Genomic DNA, 20,449 nt, shown 5'->3' with positions numbered 1-20,449 from the left:
AAGAAAATGCAAAGTAAATTTATTGTAATAGAAGGTCTTGATGGTGCTGGTAAAAGTACAGCTATTAGCTTTGTTAGGAAATATTTAGAACAAAATAACCTAGCAGCAATTTATACTCGTGAACCAGGTGGAACTAAAATAGCTGAAGAGTTAAGAAACCTAGTTCTACATAATAAATATGATGAAGAAATTCATTCAGATAGTGAGCTACTAATGATTTATGCCGGAAGAGTACAGCATTATAGAAATCTTATTGCACCAACTTTAGCAAAGGGTATTAATGTAGTCTCAGATAGATTTTACTGGTCAAGTATGGCATATCAAGGTGGTGGCCGTGGAGTTGAGCTAAAGAAAATTAGAGCCTTAAATGATAATTTTCTTAATGGTTGTGAGCCAGATTTAGTAATCTATCTTGATATTGATCCGAGATTGGGTTTACAAAGAGCTCAAAAAGTCGGTAGTCCTGATAGGATTGAAAAGGCCGGATTAGAATTCTTCATCAGGACACGTAAGGTTTTCAAAGATCTTGCCAAAGAGTCAGAGAATGCTATTGAAATTGATGCTGCACAGCCTATCCAAGAAGTTGAAAAGCAAATATATCTGTCATTAGATAAGCATTTTAATTTTCAAAATTAATCTATTTCTAGTAAACTTCTCTTCATTAAATATTATCTTCAAACAGCTAGAAAGAATTATTATGAGTGAATATCTACACCAAATTGCTAAGCGTAGGACTTTTGCAATTATTTCCCACCCAGATGCTGGTAAAACAACGATTACAGAGAAAATGCTACTTTTTGGTAATGCTATCAAAACAGCAGGTACTGTTAAAGCCAAAAAAAGTGGTATACATGCGACATCTGACTGGATGGAAATGGAGAAACAAAGAGGAATTTCAATCACAACCTCAGTGATGCAATTTCCATATAATGGTCGTATTATAAATCTACTTGATACTCCAGGGCATGAGGATTTCTCCGAAGATACCTATAGAACACTTACTGCGGTGGATTCGGCACTAATGGTTGTTGATGCGGTTAAGGGTGTTGAGGATAGGACTATTAAACTGATGAATGTTTGTCGCCTAAGAGATACTCCTATTGTAACTTTTATGAATAAGTTTGATCGAGATACTCGTGACCCTCTAGAGCTTTTAGATGAAGTTGAGAATATCCTTAAGATAAAATGTGCACCGATGAATTGGCCAATTGGTATGGGTAAATATTTCAAGGGAGTTTATGATTTGTATAATGATGAGGTTACTTTATTTGAAACAGGTCATGGTCATGAGATATATCCATATAAGAAGATCAAAGGTTTAGAAAATGCTAAAGATGCGATAGGCATAGATCTCTATGAAGATCTTGAGATGGAAATTGATTTAGTGCGTGGTGCAAGTCATGAATTTGATGAGCAGGAATTTCTAGAGGGCAATCTTACGCCAGTATATTTTGGTACAGCACTAAGTAATTTTGGTGTTAAAGAAATGATGGATGGTTTTACAAGATATGCTCCAGCACCGCAACATCGCGAAGCTGATCAAAGAGTTGTCGCTGCTGATGAGCAAAAGCTGACAGGTTTTGTATTTAAAATACAGGCGAATATGGATGAAAAACATCGTGATAGAATCGCATTTTTTAGAATTTGTTCTGGTAAGTATGAAAAGGGTATGAAAATCTTTCATGAAAGAACTAGTAAAATGATGCAAATCTCAAAAGCACTAACTTTTATGGCAGGTGAAAGAGAGCAGGTTGAAGAGGGCTATGCTGGAGATATTATTGGTTTGCATAATCATGGTAGTATCCAGATTGGCGATAGCTTTACTCAAGGAGAAAAACTAAAATTCAAAGGAATACCAAATTTTGCTCCTGAGATTTTCAAAAGAGTTAAATTAAATGATCCATTAAAAATGAAAGCTTTACAAAAAGGTTTGGTACAGCTATCAGAAGAAGGAGCTACACAAGTTTTTAAACCTTTTATATCTAATGATTTGGTACTTGGGGCTGTTGGTGTTTTGCAGTTTGATGTGGTTGCTCAGCGTTTGGCATCAGAATACAATGTCAAGTGTTCTTATGAAGGAGTAAATGTTACTTTAGCACGTTGGATTTTTTGCAATGATGAGAAAAAACTTAATGATTTTAAGAAAAAGTATGAGGTAAATTTAGCTTATGACGGAGCAGGATATCTTACATATCTTGCGTCAACAGGGGTTAATTTACAGCTAGCGCAAGAAAAAAATCCAGATATCATATTTAGTGCAACAAGAGAGCATTAAAATCATATACTTTTTAACTAGAAAAAATATGCTATAATTTTTTAGTCTTTGTTTATAATTTATTAGGGTGCTAAATGTTAAAAGGTATCAGTAAAGTTCTTGTAGCTGGGTTTGCTTTAGCGATGGTAACTCCGGTTTTCTCAATGGAAATATATACTGTTAAGTCAAATGATTATCTATATAAAATAGCAAAAAATCACGCAGTAATAGGTGTAAGTACAACTGAGCTAACAGATGCTATTAAAGGTATCAATAAGTCTGAAATACCAGGGATTATTGATAATAGGATAAAAATTGGTGATAAGCTTGCTATCCCAACTACTAAGGCTGAGGTTGAGGATGGCTTAACACTGATGAGAAATCAGATAATTCAAAGTTCATACCAACAACCTAGTAGTGATACAACGTCACAACAAACTAGTTCATCTAATGCTGAGCTTAGTGATAATACTGCAGTTGCTAACGATACTGATGATAGCTCAATTCCAAGTGTGGTAAGTCAAGATAAAATTCCAGTACTAATTCCTACTGATGATAACAATCCTCCAGAGACCTATAAAAGTAATTTAGATACTCAAATAAGCTCGGATAATATTCAAGAAACAGCCTCCTATGAACAGCGGTCAACGCAATCTTCAGGAGCTTTGGGGTCATTATTTAGATTTATTATCTATATCTTAATATTAGCGGTAGTTATTATCGTTGGTAAAAGATTTTGGGAAACTAGGAATTCAAGAAAAGAACAAGAGCTTGAGCTTATTTCAAAAAAGAAAAGAGATCATCTGATGTCGCGAATATCCCCGGTTGTTTCGGATAACGAATTTTACAAATCTGATAAGGTTAATAATAGCCCGCAAGAAGAGTTTGATTTCTTTGGAACCACAAAAGTATCCAAACCACAAACAACTACAAGCGCTGAGCAGGCTCAGTCATATCAAGAATTTGACGATGTTTTTGAGCAGTCTTCTCAGAGTGAGCAAGATTTATTCGCTGAGAGAGATAAAAATATTATTGTTAAAACTGATAAGGGTGTGGTTTTTGAGACAAACACAGATGACACACTTGTCAACTCTACAGATGATGATAGTAAAGTTGAAGAAATTGATTCACATCAGCAAGCAGAGCAAGAGCTACAATATGTAAATGAACTTATTGAGCAATTCTTAGATAGTGAGAAGTATGTTGAGGCTAGTATCACTATCCAAGATTCATTAGAAAAAGATCCAAATAATATTGATTTACGTTATAAGCTTTTAGAAGTCTATGCTCGTGCAGGTGATGAGATAGCTTTTGAAGGCGAAGTTCATTTTATTAAGTCTAAAAATATTGTCAGCATGTTTGATCCATTACATCAAAAAATTGCTAAACTTAGAGATAAATATTTTGAGTGATTATTTGCTTAAATAAATTTTTTAGAGAGAAAGATGTTTTTCAAGAAAAAAAAGAATACAGAAGTTGAGACAGTTATAGAAAGAGTACAAGAACAAGAGAATAAAAAAGGATTATTTTCTCGGCTTCAAGCTGGTCTATCAAAAACAGCAAATAAGTTTGGTAGTGGTTTAAGTACTATACTTATGGGCCAAAAAATTGTCGATGAAGAGCTTTTAGAAGATATCGAGATGCAACTATTGACAGCAGATGTGGGTGTTGAAGCAACTGATGAGATAGTTACCTACTTGCGTGGCAAAGTTGCTAGAAATGAGCTGCAAACAGCTGATAAACTTAATCAGATAATCCAAGGGAAACTTACAGAAATAATTTTACCTTGTGAGAAGCCACTACAAGTTGATACGCAAAAATCACCATTTGTGATATTGGTTGTAGGGGTTAATGGTGTTGGTAAAACTACAACTATAGGTAAACTCACAAAGAAACTACAATCACAGGGTAAATCAGTAATTTTAGCTGCTGGAGATACTTTTAGGGCTGCTGCAGTGGAGCAGCTTCGCGAATGGGGGAATAGGAATAATACTCAAGTTGTTTATCAGCATGAGGGAGCAGATAGCGCTTCGGTTATTTATGATGCTATAAGCTCAGCTAAGTCAAAAGGGATTGATGTGGTGATTGCTGATACCGCAGGTAGACTACACAACAAAGATAATCTTATGCAGGAACTTAAAAAAGTCGTCAAAGTTATCAAAAAAACTGATGAGTCAGCACCGCATGAAATTATGCTTGTTGTTGATGCAACAACTGGGGGCAATGCGTTAAGCCAAGCAGAGGCATTTAATCAAATTGTCAACTTAACTGGTATAACAATTACTAAGCTTGATGGCACAGCAAAAGGTGGTATTGTATTTTCAATTGCTAAAAAACTTGGTTTACCACTTAGATTTATAGGGGTAGGTGAAAAAATTGATGACCTACAAGTCTTTAATGCTAGAGATTTCACTAGTGCATTGTTTAACTTTAATGATTAACGCTATACAAACTAATTTCTGAAACTTAGCACTATCTGAAAATTTTTTGTTAAAATACTATTTATCTAGTTATATAAATATAAATTTCTAATGTCTAGTTATGACTTTCTCTTAGGCTTAAATCCACAACAGCAAAAAGCAACATTACTAGAGGATCGTAATGCGTTGATTCTTGCAGGTGCTGGTAGTGGTAAAACAAAAGTTCTGACATCACGAATAGCACATCTTTGTCGTGATAAAGGTGTATCTGTTGAGAATATTCTTGCTGTAACATTTACCAATAAAGCAGCAAAGGAGATTCAGCAGCGCGTTGAAAAGATGCTTGGGATTTCTACATTTGGTATGTGGATAGGTACTTTTCATGGTATCGCACATAGGTTATTGCGTAAGCATGCCCATGAACTTGGTTTGGATAAAAATTTTAGAATACTTGATCAAGATGAGCAAGCCCAGTTGATTAAAAAAGTAATTAATAGCCTAGATCTTGATGATAAAAAGTATCCCCCTAAATTATTGCAGAATTTTATCAATAAACAAAAAGATAAAGCTATCCTTAGTAATAAGCTTGCTAAGCAATATGATACTAATTTTGCTCATATTTATACTGCTTATGAACAAAGACTCCAGCTTGATAATGCTTTGGATTTTGCAGACTTGCTTTTACATCTTTATGAACTTTTTTCTCTTAACCAGCAGCATAGAGAATATTATCAAAACAAATTTAAATATATTTTGATCGATGAGTTTCAAGACACTAACCATGTTCAATACATGTGGCTAAAGCTACTTGTAACTGATAATAACTATATGATGGCGGTTGGAGACGATGATCAGTCAATATATGGTTGGCGTGGTGCTGTCGTAGATAATATCCATAACTATGTAAAAGATCTCAAAAACGTTGAGATTATAAAACTAGAGCAAAACTATCGTTCAACAAAAAATATCCTAAAAGTAGCTAATTCAGTAATCAAGAATAATGATAATAGAATGTCAAAAGAGCTGTGGTCAGCAGCTGAAGATGGCGAAAAGGTAGAGCTTTATTGTGCTGTTAATGAACGTGATGAGGCAAAATATATTATAGATAAAATTCGCCAGTTACATAAAGACGGTGTTGATTATAGTGATATGGCTATTTTATATCGTTCAAACTACTTATCGCGTGTCTTAGAGGAAAGTTGTATTTATGCAAGTATTCCATATAGGATTTATGGAGGTTTTAGATTCTTTGATAGGGCTGAGATTAAGGATACTTTAGCATATCTAAGGATAGCTGCTACAAATAGCGATAACTTAGCATTTGAGAGAATTATTAATACGCCAACGCGCGGAATTGGTAATAAAACATTAGAGATAATTAGAAATTATGCGCAAATAAATTCATTATCATATTGGCAAGCTACTTTGGATGTTATCCAAAAAGAGCTTGTAACTAAAAGAACAGCAAGTTTACTTTTAAAGTTTATTAAACTAATTAATGATATTTCTGCACAAATAAGCCAACTCAGTTTAGATAAACTCTTAGAATTAGTAATAAATCAAAGTGGTCTTTTAGCATCATATCAAGAAAAAAATAGTGAAAAGGATCGTCAAAAGATTGATAACTTAAAAGAGTTAATAAGTGCTGCTAAAGATTTTGAACCACAGATTGAGTTGCTTGATGATAATACTGATATATTACAAGATTTTTTATCATTTGCTGTTTTAGAAGCGGGTGAAATGCAAGCTGATGAGACTGCAGATAGTGTTCAGTTAATGACTATTCATGCCTCAAAAGGTTTAGAGTTTTGTTATGTGTTTTTGGTTGCTGCAGAAGAGGGTGTCTTTCCACCAAGTTCAATTGTTAACTCTGAAGAAGTATTTGACAATACAAACTCTAAAAAAATGCAAGATAAGCTCGCTGAAGAACGCCGACTTTTTTATGTGGCAATAACAAGAGCTATGAAAGCCTTAACTATAAGTTATGCACAAGTGCGCAATATCTTTGGTCGTAGTAGTTTTCAAGTTAAGTCACGCTTTGTTGCAGAGATAGACTCTCAGCATCTGAATCAAGATAAACTAGAATTTACAGCAACTAAACATCAAACTAAACAAAAAGCAAATTTTGGGATGTCGCCTTTTGATTTTCTTAAATCAAATAATACTACTAATAGCTTTAAACCAGGTGATAAAGTATTTCATAAGGTTTTTGGCAAAGGAGTATTTGTAAAAGTACAAGCACAGGGTGCAAAAGAGTTTTATACTGTAGATTTTGGTGTCGATGTAGGCCAAAAGATACTACTAGCAGATATTGCAAATTTAGTTAAGATTTAATATTTTTGACCATGTTTTTCATAATTATAAATGCTAAAACTAAAACAACAATAAATGTTAAAGTTATGCTTGTATTTGCTTGGATATTAAAATGAGCGCCGCTATCAATAGCTAACCCAGCACCAAGTTGGCCAATCTCTATAACTAAAGTTATTAGCATATTTGTAATAGCAATACCTACAGCTGCAAAGCTTGGTGGACATATTTTATTAAAGTAATACCAAACTAAAACTTGTGAAGCAGAAAAAGTTCCAAATAAAAAAGCTATGATTATTGCATAGTTTTTTAACATTTGTGCATTTATCAATATAGATACTAACAAAATACCGATTATTGAAATAGCAATAATTTTTTTATCGTTAAACCTATTACAAAGGTAAGTCATAATTGGTGAGAAAATAATCCACCCAACAAAAATGGCGGTTATCATCGTTGTTGAGTAGATACTATCAAAACCATAAGATTGTTTGAAATATAGTACACCGTATTGTGATGTTAATATAACTGTTGGTGTATAGAGTAATCCAGCCCAGATTGCATTTTTCCAGATTAAACTATTTTTGATTAGTTGCTTACCTCTGCTAAGAATTTCACTAAATTTTGGCATTAGTGTTGCAGAGTATTTCTCATGTGGAATGATAATTTGAAAAAGTAGCGCTAAAGGTATAGATATAACTCCAGAGTAGATAAAAATATTTATCCATGAAGTATCATAATGAGAAATTATAACGCTAATGTTTTGTGAGAATGCTGCTGCAAGGGTGCCCAAAGATATTACCAAACTTGTGATAATTGGAAAATACTTGGATTCGAAGTTTTCTAAAGTTAGTTTTAGTATACCAATAAAAGCAAAAGATGAACCTAACCCTACTAAGAGTCTACCAAATAGTGCTAATTCATAATCACCTGTGACAAAAATTACATTACCAATACCACACAATAAAGTAGCGCTAATAAGTACTTTTTTGCTACCAAATCTATCAAGTAGCACTCCAGCGGGGATTTGCATTAAAAGATAAGTGATATTATAGCTTGATACTAAGAAAGAAAATCCTATATGTGTTGATAGATGAAAATGCTCGACTATCTGTTCTTGATATGCGCCTGTTAATATCCTTAAAAAGAATTCGTAGCAGTAAAAGCTAATACCAACCACTAAAATCAACGAAAGTTTAAATTTTTGCATCTTAAATATAAGTGAATAATTTCTATAACTTAATTTACCTTTTTAGAAAAAGATTGTCTAATTAACTTTTTTAATATAATCAAAACATTTTAAATTGTGATAAAATTATCTATTTACTGAGGAGGAAAAATATGAAAAAAGTATTAGCTTTTTCAGCATTATTCTTTTGCTCTATTTTTAGTTATAGTGATAACAATCTAAACCCCCAAACGGGTATGTATTATATCACTGCTAATAATTTCTTTTATCGTCCAAGTACTGAAAGAGGCAATGAAGTTATTGATAGAGAAAATGCCGCAGAATTCTCAGATAGAATATCAGGTAGCGCTATTAATATCACTGATTCGCTTGTTTTTGATGCATATACAAGCTCTACTAGTCTGATTGCGCAAGGATCAAGGGGAGATCTCAAAGATACAAAGTTTTATACCCAAGAGACAAAATTAGTCAAAAAGCTATGGAATGATAAGCTTGAGCTTTATGGTGGAACAGTTTTAGGAGCAAATCCATATCAGTTAAATAATATGAACTCAGCATATGATCCTGGTTCTAGAATAGCAGCTTTCGCAAGTGGTCGTACAGGTGCTAAATATAATATTTCAAGTAACTTTGGTTTATTGGTTGAGGGACAATATAATCTCACAGGTGAGATGGCTGATAATACTGATATGTTTTCTGGCTTTAACGGCGCGCAATATCGCAATTCAACACTAGTAAAGACTGGCTTTGAGTGGAATTTCTAGTATAGATAAATAAGCTTCTAGCAAACACTACATACTTGATTGATGATTAGAGTATTTATAACTAATTGATTAGTTGGTAGTTAAGAAATTATTTATATTTACATATAAGGGCTTTTGGAGCATAATTTTGAAATATCAAAACACATTTTCAGTTACTCTATGCAAAAAGTTACTAAAGCTGGTTTTATTATATGGTTTATATGTGCATTCTTTTATGCTCTAGAATTTATCATTAGAGCATCAGGAAACTCTTTATATAATGATTTCTCGATTGTACCATATAATCTTAGTCCCAAGCAAATCAGTGTATTAAGTTCGGCATTTTATTGGGCTTATGTGGCTTCACAGCTTCCAGCGGGAATCTTGATTGATAAATTTGGTGTCAAAAAGATTATGCTAGTAAGTACTTTGCTGTTTTCTATTGGTGTTTTTATTGCTACAAGAGCAACATCGCAAGAGTATCTAATTGTATATAGAGTTTTAGCTGGTGTTGGTGGTGGTTTTGCGTTTTTGTCGGCATTGAAATCTATTGCAATATGGTTACCAAAAAGAACATTTCCATTGTTTACCGGTGCTACGCAAATGCTAATGTATGGCGCTGGCACTCTGACAGGCTTACCATTGGTTATTCTTGCAAATCATTTTAGTATCCAAGTGATTATGTCAGCGATATTAGTTGTTTCAATATTGCTATTTTTGAGTGTGATATTCTTCATACCAGCTGTTGAACCACATAATCAAAAAGATACTGATGAGTTAGCAGATACACACACAAAGATAGAAGATATCCCTATTGTATTTAAAATTAAGCAAATTCTGTTAAATGGTTTCTTCTGTTTCACTATTTATGGAACAACGGCTATTTTCGCTGATTTATGGAGTTATAGGTTTTTAAGTTTAGATGGATACTCAGTACATTATGCAGGTCTTGCCTCATCGATGATATTTATTGGTATTGCTATATTTAGTCCACTTTGGGGCATTATTGCGACACTTCTAAACAGGCAAAAATCTTTACTTACTTTAGCTTCAATCCTAGGGTTATTTATAGTTATTGCTATTGTGTATATGCATGTTAATCCGATAATAATGTGCATACTGTGTATATTATGGGGTGGTATGCAAGCTGTGCATGTGCTTAACTTTACAATTTTACGTATGCATATAAGCCCACTATATATCGCAACAGGTATTGCAGCTGTAAATCTTTTTATACCACTTAGTGGCGCGGTGTTACAACCATTTGTTGGATTTGTTGTATCTCTGCTAGAGAGTTACGGCTTTGAACAGCTTATAGCATTTAGGTATGCTTTATTTATTTTGCCAGTATTAATGCTACTATCAATAATCTTATCTCTTTTTATTAAAGAGAAAAAAAATTAAAATACTCTTTAATAATATACAATTTGTATTAATTTTTACCGAAAGGAATTTCTATTATGTCAAAAGATTTCATTTTAGCTTTAGACCAAGGTACAACAAGTTCACGTGCGATTATTTTTGATAAAAAAGGTAATATAAAAAAGATTGCCCAAAAAGAATTTACACAATTATATCCTAAAAGTGGTTGGGTAGAGCATGATGCAATGGAAATATGGGGAACTCAAAGTGGCGTAATGCGTGAAGCATTAGAGTTTGGTCGTGTCAAGCCAAATCAAATTGCTGCGATAGGTATCACAAATCAGCGTGAAACAGTTGTGGTTTGGGATAAAGAAACAGGTGATCCTGTCTATAATGCTATAGTATGGCAATGTCGTCGTACTTCGAGTATTTGTGATGAAATCAAACAAGATCCTGAGTTTGTCAAATATATCAAAGAAAATACTGGCTTGGTTATTGATGCATATTTTTCAGGTACTAAAGTTAAATGGATTTTAGATAATGTTGAAGGTGCTAGAGAAAAGGTCGAGGCTGGAAAGCTACTAATGGGTACTATAGATACATGGCTGATTTGGAATTTAACCCGCGGCGAAGTACATGCAACAGACTATAGTAATGCTTCACGCACCATGTTGTTTAACATTAATACTTTAGAGTGGGATAAAAAAATCCTTGAATATTTAGGTATTCCTGAGTCAATGTTGCCACAAGTTAAAAACTCAAGTGAGGTTTTTGGAGTGACAGATAGTCATACTTTAGGTGGTGCAGAGATTCCTATCGCGGGTGTTGCAGGAGACCAGCATGCAGCATTATTTGGTCATTGTTGTTTTGAAAAAGGTATGGCAAAAAATACTTATGGTACTGGTTGTTTTGCGCTTATGAATGTTGGTGATAAGCCAGTATTTTCTAATGCAGGGCTTTTGACAACTATTGCATGGGCAGAAAATGGTAAACCAACTTACGCTTTGGAGGGCAGTGTCTTTATTGCTGGAGCTGTTATTCAGTGGATTCGTGATGGGTTAGGGCTGGTGCGTTCTGCTGAGGATAGTGAGTACTATGCTACTAAGATTGATTCTACCAATGGTGTATATTTAGTGCCTGCATTTGTTGGGTTAGGTACACCATATTGGGATATGTATGCTCGTGGTATGATAATTGGTATTACCCGTGATACAAGGCGTGAGCATATTATTCGCGCTGCACTAGAGGCTATAGCATATCAGGCAAAAGACGTTTTAGAATGTATGAAAGAGGATACTGGACTTAATCTTGCAGGTTTGCGTGTTGATGGCGGCGCGGTGCAAAATAACTTCCTAATGCAGTTTCAATCTGATATTTTACAGTCTGAAATCTCAAAACCAAAAATAAATGAAATCACTGGTTTAGGGGCTGTTTTCCTAGCGGGGTTAGCAGTTGGTTTTTGGAAAGATAAGGAAGAACTAAAATCTATCCTTACAATAGAGAAGACTTTTAAGCCACAAAAAGATCCTCAAACAGTTATTCATGATTATAAAGGTTGGAAAAAAGCAGTTGAAAGAAGTAGGGCGTGGGCAGAGTGATAAGTGGCTACATCCTGTGGGACACATTAGATAAAAGTTTCGTTGCTTACTTCGTAAGCTGTAATGCATAAATCAACTCCTTTCAAGCTTGTTGAAAGAGGTTGACGAGAGAACAATAATGGTGATAAGTCTAGATTAAATTTTTAATAAAGATTATAAAGAAATGAAAAAAGAATACGATATAATAATAATTGGTGGGGGCGCAACTGGTTTTGGTTGTGCTATTGAGGCAGTTTCTCGAGGTTACAAAACTCTACTTCTAGAGGCAAATGATTTTGGTAAAGGAACCTCTTCAAAGTCAACAAAGCTGATTCATGGTGGTTTAAGATATTTAGAGAACCTCGATTTTGCTTTAGTCAAAGAAGGCCTTGAAGAAAGATTCTCTTTTTTACATAATGCACCACATCTGACACATAAACAATCTTATCTTATTCCAACGCGTAGTTATTTTGAGACTATTAAATATACTATTGGCGTTAAGCTTTATGAGTTTTTATCAGGTAAATATAAGATTGGTAAAAGCTATAATCTAAATAAGCAGCAAACTCTTAAAGAGCTTCCTAATATAGATGATTCGAAGTTAAAAAAAAGCTTAGTTTACTATGATGGCCAGTTTGATGATACTCGTCTTTTAATCTCTTTGATGAAAACTTTTGAGACAAAGGGTGGTACAGCGCTTAATTATCATCAGGTCGAAAAAATATACAGCTCAACAAATTCAAAATTAGATACTGTTAAAGTTATTGATGTTTTAAATGGTGGGCACAAAGAGTTCACAGCTAAGCATATAATTAATGCTACAGGTACATTTAGTGATAAAACTATAAGTCTGGCAAATCAGCAAGATGCACATAACTATGTCTCTGTTGCTCAGGGGACACATATTGTTTTTGCTAGGGATAAGTTCCCAACTGAACATGCAATTTTGATACCTGAGACTGAAGATGGTCGTGTACTGTTTATCTTGCCATGGCATAACCATCTAATAGTTGGTACTACGGATATCAAAAAAGAAGCACCATGTCTTGAGCCAAAAGCTGATAAATCGGAGATAGATTTTATATTAGGGACTTTTAATCAATATACTAAAGACAAAGCAACTATTGCAGATATTAAGTCAGTTTACTGTGGTCAGCGTCCTTTAGTAACGCCAAAAAAAGCTAAAAACTCTGCAAAAATATCACGCAAGCATGAAATTGTTGAGTCAAAATGTGGCTTAATTACAGTTGTTGGTGGTAAGTGGACTATCTTTAGAAGAATGGGCCAGGATACTCTTGATTATATTGAAACTAAGAAAATTGCTCAAAAAATCTCAAAAACATCACATCAATCACTTGTTGATGCTATTGAGCCTAAAGAGAGTTATCCTTTAAAAGTTTATGGTAAAAATGCCGAGGATATTAGAGCTATTCAGAATGAGCTTAATAATTTTGAACTTTTAGTTAGAGGTTTACCATACTATCAAGCAGAGGTTATATATCATGTCAGACATGAGAAAGCTAAAACTGTCGAAGATGTCCTTGCGCGTCGCACAAGGGCAGTATTTTTGGATATAAAAGCAAGTTTGGATGCAGCGCCAATAGTTGCTGAGCTTATTGCAAAAGAGCTTGGCAGAGATGAAGCTTGGCAAAACCAGCAAATCGAGAGTTTTATAGAGTTTTCTAAAAACTTTAATGTAGAAGAGTTATATAAGTAGGGATTGATTATGTTAGCAGCATGTATCGCAGAAGTAATAGGCACAATGCTACTTATCCTATTGGGTAATGGTGTTGTTGCTGGGGTGGTTTTGAATAAGTCAAAAGCACATAATGGCGGCTGGATAGTTATTACATTCGCTTGGGGCCTTGCTGTTTTTATTGGCGTGTTAGTTGCTGGGCCTATTAGTGGCGCCCATATGAATCCTGCTGTGACATTAGCTTTAGCTCTTGCAGGTAAGTTCTCATGGACTTGGGTGTTACCATTTATTATAAGTCAGATTATAGGGGCTATGATTGGTCAACTATTAGTGTGGATTATGTATTATCCTCATTATTCAGTTACTGATAATTCTGAGCTAAAACTAGCAACTTGCTGCACATCACCAGCAATTAAGCATTTACCATCAAATTTTGCCAGTGAAGTAGTTGGGACATTTGTTCTAGTCTTAGCTATTTTAACTATGCATGGTGTTGTTGTTCAAGTTGGTAATCATAATATAATTACAGCTTATCCAATTGATATGGGTGCTTTAGGTGGTATTCCCGTGGCATTTGTGGTTGTTGTAATTGGGATGTCTTTGGGTGGAACTACAGGTTATGCAATCAATCCAGCTAGGGATTTTGGTCCAAGACTGTTTCATGCTATTATGCCAATACAAGGTAAAGGTTCTTCACAGTGGAGTTATGCGTGGGTGCCGATAATTGGTCCTGTGGTTGGAAGTGCGATTGCTACAGCTTTTTATTTATTGTTAAAGACAAAAGGGGTTTTCTAAGAATGATGTGTGAAATAAATTTTATGCCACTATTAGCAGATGATCTTTTACGATTATTTATTTCTTTTATTTTATTCTTGTGTTGTGTAATTCTAAGCTATATTTTCACTAAAAAAAAGCCTTGGGATATTGCCTTTTGGATTTGTTTTTCAATATTTTTATTTAGCATGAGTGGCTACGGCTATATCATCCATCATATCTATCAAGAAAATACTTTTTCATATGATGGCTTTATCTCCGGAGCTGCTTTTATAACAGTTTGTGGGCTGTTATTTTCAAGAAGGAGATATATTGGTTTTGCTGATACTTTTGTAAATAAAAATACAGCTATTTTGTTTGCAACTTTTTTTGTTTTTGCTTTCATTTATATTTTAACAATAAAATATAATTTAAGCTGCGTTAAAGAACCTCATCAGTTTTTTATAGATACATTACAAATACTTATTTACCCTTTGTTACTATTGTTTGCGATCTCAGCTTTTTTATATAGGTTTTCTATATGTTGGGCGTGTTGAAAACTAGCCATATATAGAATAATATTTGTTAAAATATAGTTATATTAATTTTCATATGCTTATCTGATGAATCAACTAGAGATGATAAGTCTTAATGACTTAGTACCGAGAAATCATATATATCGTAAGTTTGTATCGATTTGGAATTTTAAAAATGTTGCTAAGAAATTAAAGAAGTTTGAAAAAGATAACCCTTATAAAGGTTATGGAATGCTACGTTTATTTAAATGTTTACTATTACAATTTATGGAAGATCTTAGCGATAGAGAATTAGAGAAATATCTACAAGAGAATAACGCAGCAAAATGGTTTTGTGAATTTACATTATTAGAAAAAACTCCCGATCATAGTGTATTTTGTAAATTTAGAAAGAATATAGGTACTCGTTTTATATCGGAAATTTTTAATGATTTAAGAAAGCAATTAAAACAACAAGGATTTATCAATGAAGTCTTTAGTTTTGTTGATGCTAGTCACTTAATAGCTAAAGCTAATCTTTGGAAAGAAAGAGATAAAGCTATCAAAGAGAAATATGAAAAGTTAAATAATGAAATACTTCCTAAAGTAGCTATAGATAAGCAAGCACGTATAGGCTGTAAAGGTAAAGATAAATTTTGGTATGGTTATAAGAAACATACTAGTGTAGATATGCAGAGTGGACTGATTAATAAAGTAGCTGTGACACCTGCCAATGTTACAGACGCAAAGGGTATAAAATATGTTTGCCCTGATGGTGGTGCGATTTATGCTGATAAGGGATACTGTACAAAATATGCTAACAAAACTGCCAGGGATAACTGTTGTGACCTTAAAGCTATAAAGAAGAATAATATGCTTGGTAAAAATCATGATCAAGACAGTTGGTTTAGTGCTATACGTTCACCTTATGAAAGAGTGTTTGCTCATCAGGATAAACGTGTTAGATATAGAGGAGTTTCAAAAAATCACTTTGCTGAACTGATGAAATCTATTTGCTTCAATCTTAAGCGACTTGTAGTGCTTGACCCACTCAATTTGTGCTTGAACTAGGATACGTGTATCCAAATATCAGAAATATTAATAAAACATAAAGAAAAACTTTAGAATAGTGGCCTAAGATGCACAGCGTTAAAGAATTAAGCTTTAAACACACAAATTGGGTAAGCTTTCAACAGCCCCATGTTTATCTGCGTTTGCTGTAAGTATGGCTTTATTTATAATAGAAAATATTTTGCTTATAGCTCATTCTCTAGCTACTCAGCATCAATATGAGGTAATATTTGAAGAGATATTGTTTGCGATTATATCGATAGTCTTAAGTACTATAGCTGTGTATATGCTCACCCGAGCAAAAAGAATATATAAGGAAAATAAGGATGTTTGATCAGGTAAGTAATAGTGATTCATTTTTTATCAATCTTTTCGTCGCAGTTGTGATTTTAGCTGTTGGTCTCTGGGCATCTAAATATATAAAAACTTTTGTGTATGGCTTGTTGAAAGAATATGATAAAACTGTATCACAATTTTTAGCTAGACTAGTTTATACAATATTTTTAGTACTTGTGATTGTGATTTCCTTAGCAAAATTAGGAGTACCAATATCGCCTGTGACAGGTGTTCTAACTGGTATAGTTTTTGGTATCTCAATGTCCCTAAAGACATCTTATAATACGATTGCCTCTGGTTTTATGTTGGCATTTAGTAAGCCTTTTGAGGTTGGCGAAAAGGTTGATTTAGGTGGTGTTAAAGGTACTGTCAAATCAATTGGTTTTTTATATACTAAGCTTGATGATGAAGATGGTAATGAAGTCGTAATCTCAAATAATCTTATTATGTCTAAAGTAATTATTAGGTTCACTCAAGCAGATAAGTAATGCAAAAAAGTTTTCTTTCTTCAGAAAAAATCCTTTATTTGTCTAATGGTCAAAAGATAGTTCTTAATGGGCAGCAATTAGAAGCGGTAATTCGGATTAAAGGTTTTCTTAAAAGTGAAGATCGTTATTTTTTATTATCAGGCTTTGCTGGTACCGGCAAGACTACTGTGGTAAAAAAAATTCTAGATGAGTATTCTGAAAAAGCTATAGTATCTGCTCCTACACGTAAAGCTAAAGCTATTATATCTCAAGTAACAGCGATACAAGGCTATACTATCCATTCATTGCTAGGTTTACAACCGGATGTAAATATTGAAGATTTTAATCCAAATGATCCTGTCTTTGGCCAAATCAAAAAAGCGACTATCCAAAACTACAATCTTGTCGTTATAGATGAAGCAAGTATGATAAATGCGGCGCTTTTTGAACTTATTGATTCAGAGGTAAACAAGTCATTAGTAACAAAAGTGTTGTTTTTGGGCGATCAAGCCCAGATACCACCAGTTGGTGGCCAGCTAAGTCCAATCTTTAAGCTTAAAAATAGCTACGAACTAACGCAGTTGATGCGTCAGGCAAGTGATAATCCATTAGCACCATTAAGCCAGCAGCTTCGTCAAGTGACCGATGAGTTACCAGAGTTCTTAATTAAAAAAGAAACTCTTTTAAGTGAATCAGCAGAAGGGATACTTTTTGTAAATTCAAAGTTAGAGTTTCGTGAGCAATTAATCGATGTATTTGGCTCTATTTATGCAAAAACTGATCCAAATTATGCTAAATTGATTGCTTGGCGTAATAAGACTGTGATGCAATCAAATCGCCTTATAAGAGATTTGGTATTTGGTGAGAATGTAAGGCTTATTGAGAAAGGTGATATATTAACAGGTTATCGGGCAATAAAGGCTAATTCAAAAGAAGCTTTTTTAATAAATAACTGTGTAGATTATAAAGTGGTTGATGTATCTCAAAGGCAAAAAAATGCAAGTGGATTATATGGTTATATAGTAAGAATTTTAGAGAAAGCAAAAATATTTAAAGGTTTTGATGAGAAAGATATTTTTGTGATAGATTCTCAAGATGAAGCTAATTTGCATGATTATGCAGAAATACATGATGGCTTATTAGCAATTGCAAGGTCGGATAAATTATGGAATACATATTATGAGTTTCGTAAAAATAATCTGTTGTTAATTGATATCGATAAATATCGTGATGGTAGACCTAGATCTAAAAACAATTTAATTAAAAAAGATCTTGATTATGGTTTTGCTGTTACAGTGCATAAGGCTCAAGGTTCAACCTATAATAAGGTATTTGTGCTACTAAAAGATATTGAGCTAAATACAAATATTAGTGAAAGAAATCAAATCTTGTATGTTGCGTTGACTAGAGCAAAAAAATTATCAATAGTTTTATAAAAAAACGGCGCATTACTTTACATTTATAGTTAGGCATAGTAAGATAAGAATAGTTTTTTTGTGAAACAATATTGTATATATGCGAAAGTAAACAATAAGTGCAAAAAAGCTTGATTTTTAGTCAAATAAACTTTATAGTTATCTAAAAGTTTTAGGGGAGGGATTCCCGAGCGGCCAAAGGGATCAGACTGTAAATCTGACGGCTCAGCCTTCGCAGGTTCGAATCCTGCTCCCTCCACCATGCGGGTGTAGTTCAATGGTAGAACTTCGGCCTTCCAAGCCGATAGTGTGGGTTCGATTCCCATCACCCGCTCCACCCTAAACTAGTTTTGTAAAATTATATAAGCTCGCATGGCTCAGGTGGTAGAGCACTCCCTTGGTAAGGGAGAGGTCACCAGTTCAAGTCTGGTTGTGAGCACCATATTTGAAGTTTTTGTTTTTTGTTGAAAAAAAATGGAGTAAAAAATGGCTAAAGAAAAATTCGAGCGTTCGAAGCCGCACGTAAACGTAGGTACAATCGGTCACGTTGACCATGGTAAGACTACTCTTACAGCAGCTATTACAAAGGTTATGGCTGAGAAAAATGGTGGTTCAGCGCGTAACTTTGATGAGATTGATAGTGCCCCAGAAGAAAAAGCGCGTGGTATTACTATTAATACTTCTCACGTAGAATATGAGTCGCCTAATAGACACTATGCTCACGTTGACTGCCCAGGACACGCGGATTATGTTAAGAATATGATTACTGGTGCTGCTCAGATGGACGGCGCTATTCTAGTATGTTCTGCTGCGGATGGTCCTATGCCACAAACTCGTGAGCACATTCTACTTTCTCGTCAGGTTGGTGTACCAAAGATCGTTGTTTTCTTAAACAAGTGTGACATGGTTGATGATGAAGAGTTATTGGAGCTAGTTGAGATGGAAGTTCGTGAGCTTCTTGATCAATATGAGTTCCCAGGTGATGACACTCCAGTTATTATGGGTTCAGCTCTTAAGGCTATCGAAGGCGATGAGGCTTATGTTGAAAAGATCGTTGAACTAGTTCAAGCTATGGATGACTACATCCCAGCTCCTGAGCGTGACACAGAGAAGCCGTTTATTCTTCCAATCGAAGATGTATTCTCAATCTCAGGACGTGGTACAGTTGTAACAGGTCGTATTGAGCGTGGTATCGTTAACGTTGGTGATGAAGTTGAAGTTGTTGGTATGCGCCCAACTCAAAAAACTACAGTAACTGGTGTTGAGATGTTTCGTAAGCTTCTAGATAGAGGTGAGGCTGGTGATAACGTTGGTATCCTGGTTCGTGGTCTTAAGAGAGACGACGTTGAGCGTGGACAAGTATTATGTAAGCCAGGTTCAATCACTCCGCATACTAAGTTTGAAGCTGAAGTGTATGTTCTATCAAAAGAAGAGGGTGGTAGACATACTCCTTTCTTCAAAGGATATAGACCTCAATTCTACTTCCGTACTACAGATGTAACTGGAGCTGTTGAGCTACCAGAAGGTGTAGAGATGGTGATGCCTGGTGATAACATTAAGATGACTGTTACACTAATCGCTTCTATCGCGATGGAAGAAGGTCTACGTTTCGCTATCCGTGAAGGTGGTAGAACAGTAGGCGCTGGTGTTGTATCTAAAATTATTGAGTAATTGATAATTTGATAAATATTGTAGGTCAGTAGTTCAATTGGTAGAGCAGCGGTCTCCAAAACCGCAAGTTGGGGGTTCGAGTCCCTCCTGGCCTGCCACATATAATTAAGGCAGTGTTGTAAAATTTATGCACTGCCTTTTTTATTTCTTGATATTATATTCTCTGTATGTTATTTTATAGGCTACATTTATAATTTCCCTATGTATAAAATTACTTTTTTTGAAGGATTGTTTTGTGAAAAAGAATCAAGGTTTTAATAATAACAAAGTATGGATAAGTGGGGCTACCAAGACCACTGAGGCTAAGAAAATTTCTAAATCAAGTAATATGCTTTTGTGGCTGGCGGCAACAGCTATTATCGTTCTTGGAGTAGCTATTACAATGTATTCTGATGTTTTAGGTGCTAGTTATAGCACTTATAATACATCTTTAGCTGTGATTATTGTATTGCTTGCTGTTGTAGTAGCTAGATTTACAAACCAAGGACGCCGCTTTTGGGCCTTTTTTCAAGCATCAAGATTTGAGTTGGCAAAAGTTGTATGGCCTACACGCAAGGAGACAATGACTATTTCTGCGATGGTGATAGTTGTGGTAATGATTTTTGCACTAATAATATCTTTATTTGGTGTTATATTTGAGAATTTTATTCAGTATTTTCTGGGTTAATAA

The 20,449-nt window shown here is 34.3% G+C and carries 16 protein-coding genes, 4 tRNA genes and 2 pseudogenes; 21 read left to right on the top strand and 1 reads right to left on the bottom strand.

The genetic code is table 11. The features are described 5' to 3' along the window. The first annotated feature begins 6 nt into the window (after positions 1–6). The 5 genes from tmk to CGC45_RS07945 all read left to right on the top strand — a co-directional run bounded on the left by tmk (position 7) and on the right by CGC45_RS07945 (position 7,008). Positions 7–636 (top strand): dTMP kinase, encoded by a 630-nt coding sequence (tmk, locus tag CGC45_RS07965; protein WP_071629762.1) that lies wholly within the window; start codon positions 7–9, stop codon positions 634–636. A gap of 61 nt (positions 637–697) precedes the next feature. Next, on the top strand, positions 698–2,275 hold the full coding sequence (locus tag CGC45_RS07960) for a peptide chain release factor 3 (protein ID WP_071629761.1): 1,578 nt from the start codon (positions 698–700) through the stop codon (positions 2,273–2,275). Between the two features lie 74 nt (positions 2,276–2,349). After that, the gene (locus tag CGC45_RS07955) at positions 2,350–3,666 is read left to right on the top strand and encodes a LysM peptidoglycan-binding domain-containing protein (RefSeq protein WP_071629760.1); all 1,317 of its coding nucleotides are present in this window, start codon (positions 2,350–2,352) and stop codon (positions 3,664–3,666) included. A gap of 33 nt (positions 3,667–3,699) precedes the next feature. After that, on the top strand, positions 3,700–4,695 hold the full coding sequence (gene ftsY / locus CGC45_RS07950) for a signal recognition particle-docking protein FtsY (protein ID WP_071629759.1): 996 nt from the start codon (positions 3,700–3,702) through the stop codon (positions 4,693–4,695). A 90-nt stretch (positions 4,696–4,785) separates the two neighbouring features. After that, positions 4,786–7,008: a UvrD-helicase domain-containing protein gene (locus tag CGC45_RS07945; protein WP_071629758.1), complete on the top strand. Its 2,223-nt coding sequence runs from the start codon at positions 4,786–4,788 to the stop codon at positions 7,006–7,008. On the opposite strand, the gene CGC45_RS07940 is transcribed toward CGC45_RS07945, so the two are convergent. After that, positions 6,998–8,194 (bottom strand): MFS transporter, encoded by a 1,197-nt coding sequence (locus tag CGC45_RS07940; protein ID WP_071629757.1) that lies wholly within the window; start codon positions 8,192–8,194, stop codon positions 6,998–7,000. The genes CGC45_RS07945 and CGC45_RS07940 overlap by 11 nt on opposite strands. A gap of 131 nt (positions 8,195–8,325) precedes the next feature. Here CGC45_RS07940 and CGC45_RS07935 point away from each other — a divergent pair, with 131 nt between their 5' ends. From CGC45_RS07935 to secE, 16 genes and pseudogenes are all read left to right on the top strand, one after another. Further along, the gene (locus tag CGC45_RS07935) at positions 8,326–8,937 is read left to right on the top strand and encodes a hypothetical protein (protein ID WP_071629756.1); all 612 of its coding nucleotides are present in this window, start codon (positions 8,326–8,328) and stop codon (positions 8,935–8,937) included. Positions 8,938–9,096: 159 nt separating this feature from the next. Beyond that, the gene (locus CGC45_RS07930; protein ID WP_071629755.1) at positions 9,097–10,320 is read left to right on the top strand and encodes an MFS transporter; all 1,224 of its coding nucleotides are present in this window, start codon (positions 9,097–9,099) and stop codon (positions 10,318–10,320) included. 56 nt (positions 10,321–10,376) lie between these two features. Next, positions 10,377–11,876 carry a glycerol kinase GlpK gene (gene glpK / locus CGC45_RS07925; protein WP_071629754.1) on the top strand — a complete coding sequence of 500 codons (1,500 nt, stop codon included), beginning with the start codon at positions 10,377–10,379 and terminating at the stop codon, positions 11,874–11,876. A gap of 163 nt (positions 11,877–12,039) precedes the next feature. Beyond that, complete coding sequence (locus CGC45_RS07920; RefSeq protein ID WP_071629753.1) at positions 12,040–13,572, top strand: glycerol-3-phosphate dehydrogenase/oxidase; 1,533 nt, start codon at positions 12,040–12,042, stop codon at positions 13,570–13,572. A 9-nt stretch (positions 13,573–13,581) separates the two neighbouring features. Further along, positions 13,582–14,346 (top strand): MIP/aquaporin family protein, encoded by a 765-nt coding sequence (locus CGC45_RS07915; protein WP_071629752.1) that lies wholly within the window; start codon positions 13,582–13,584, stop codon positions 14,344–14,346. A 5-nt stretch (positions 14,347–14,351) separates the two neighbouring features. After that, positions 14,352–14,849 (top strand): annotated as a pseudogene (locus CGC45_RS07910) (hypothetical protein); the annotation flags it as partial. A 78-nt stretch (positions 14,850–14,927) separates the two neighbouring features. Continuing rightward, positions 14,928–15,890 (top strand): transposase, encoded by a 963-nt coding sequence (locus CGC45_RS07905; protein WP_071628504.1) that lies wholly within the window; start codon positions 14,928–14,930, stop codon positions 15,888–15,890. A gap of 124 nt (positions 15,891–16,014) precedes the next feature. Beyond that, positions 16,015–16,224 (top strand): annotated as a pseudogene (locus tag CGC45_RS07900) (hypothetical protein); the annotation flags it as partial. Next, a complete protein-coding gene (locus CGC45_RS07895; protein ID WP_071629751.1) occupies positions 16,217–16,714 on the top strand; it encodes a mechanosensitive ion channel domain-containing protein in 498 nt (165 codons plus the stop codon). The pseudogene CGC45_RS07900 and the gene CGC45_RS07895, both read left to right, overlap by 8 nt. Beyond that, positions 16,714–18,129 (top strand): ATP-dependent DNA helicase, encoded by a 1,416-nt coding sequence (locus CGC45_RS07890; RefSeq protein WP_071629750.1) that lies wholly within the window; start codon positions 16,714–16,716, stop codon positions 18,127–18,129. The genes CGC45_RS07895 and CGC45_RS07890 overlap by 1 nt, the downstream gene beginning before the upstream one ends. Before the next feature lie 156 nt (positions 18,130–18,285). Continuing rightward, positions 18,286–18,370: transfer RNA gene (locus CGC45_RS07885), tRNA-Tyr, on the top strand. A gap of 1 nt (position 18,371) precedes the next feature. Beyond that, a tRNA-Gly gene (locus CGC45_RS07880) sits at positions 18,372–18,445 on the top strand. A gap of 29 nt (positions 18,446–18,474) precedes the next feature. Beyond that, positions 18,475–18,550, top strand: a tRNA-Thr gene (locus tag CGC45_RS07875). A gap of 44 nt (positions 18,551–18,594) precedes the next feature. Continuing rightward, entirely contained in the window at positions 18,595–19,779 is a 1,185-nt protein-coding gene (gene tuf / locus CGC45_RS07870; protein WP_071629749.1) for an elongation factor Tu, read from the top strand. A gap of 22 nt (positions 19,780–19,801) precedes the next feature. After that, positions 19,802–19,877: transfer RNA gene (locus CGC45_RS07865), tRNA-Trp, on the top strand. 137 nt (positions 19,878–20,014) lie between these two features. Then, positions 20,015–20,446: a preprotein translocase subunit SecE gene (secE, locus tag CGC45_RS07860; RefSeq protein ID WP_071629748.1), complete on the top strand. Its 432-nt coding sequence runs from the start codon at positions 20,015–20,017 to the stop codon at positions 20,444–20,446. The last annotated feature ends 3 nt before the right edge of the window (positions 20,447–20,449 follow it).

The organism is Francisella opportunistica (assembly GCF_003347135.1).
GTDB classification, from domain to species: domain Bacteria; phylum Pseudomonadota; class Gammaproteobacteria; order Francisellales; family Francisellaceae; genus Francisella; species Francisella opportunistica.
Note: the sequence above shows the minus strand (reverse complement) of the source record. Positions and strands in the feature narration are given on the sequence as shown.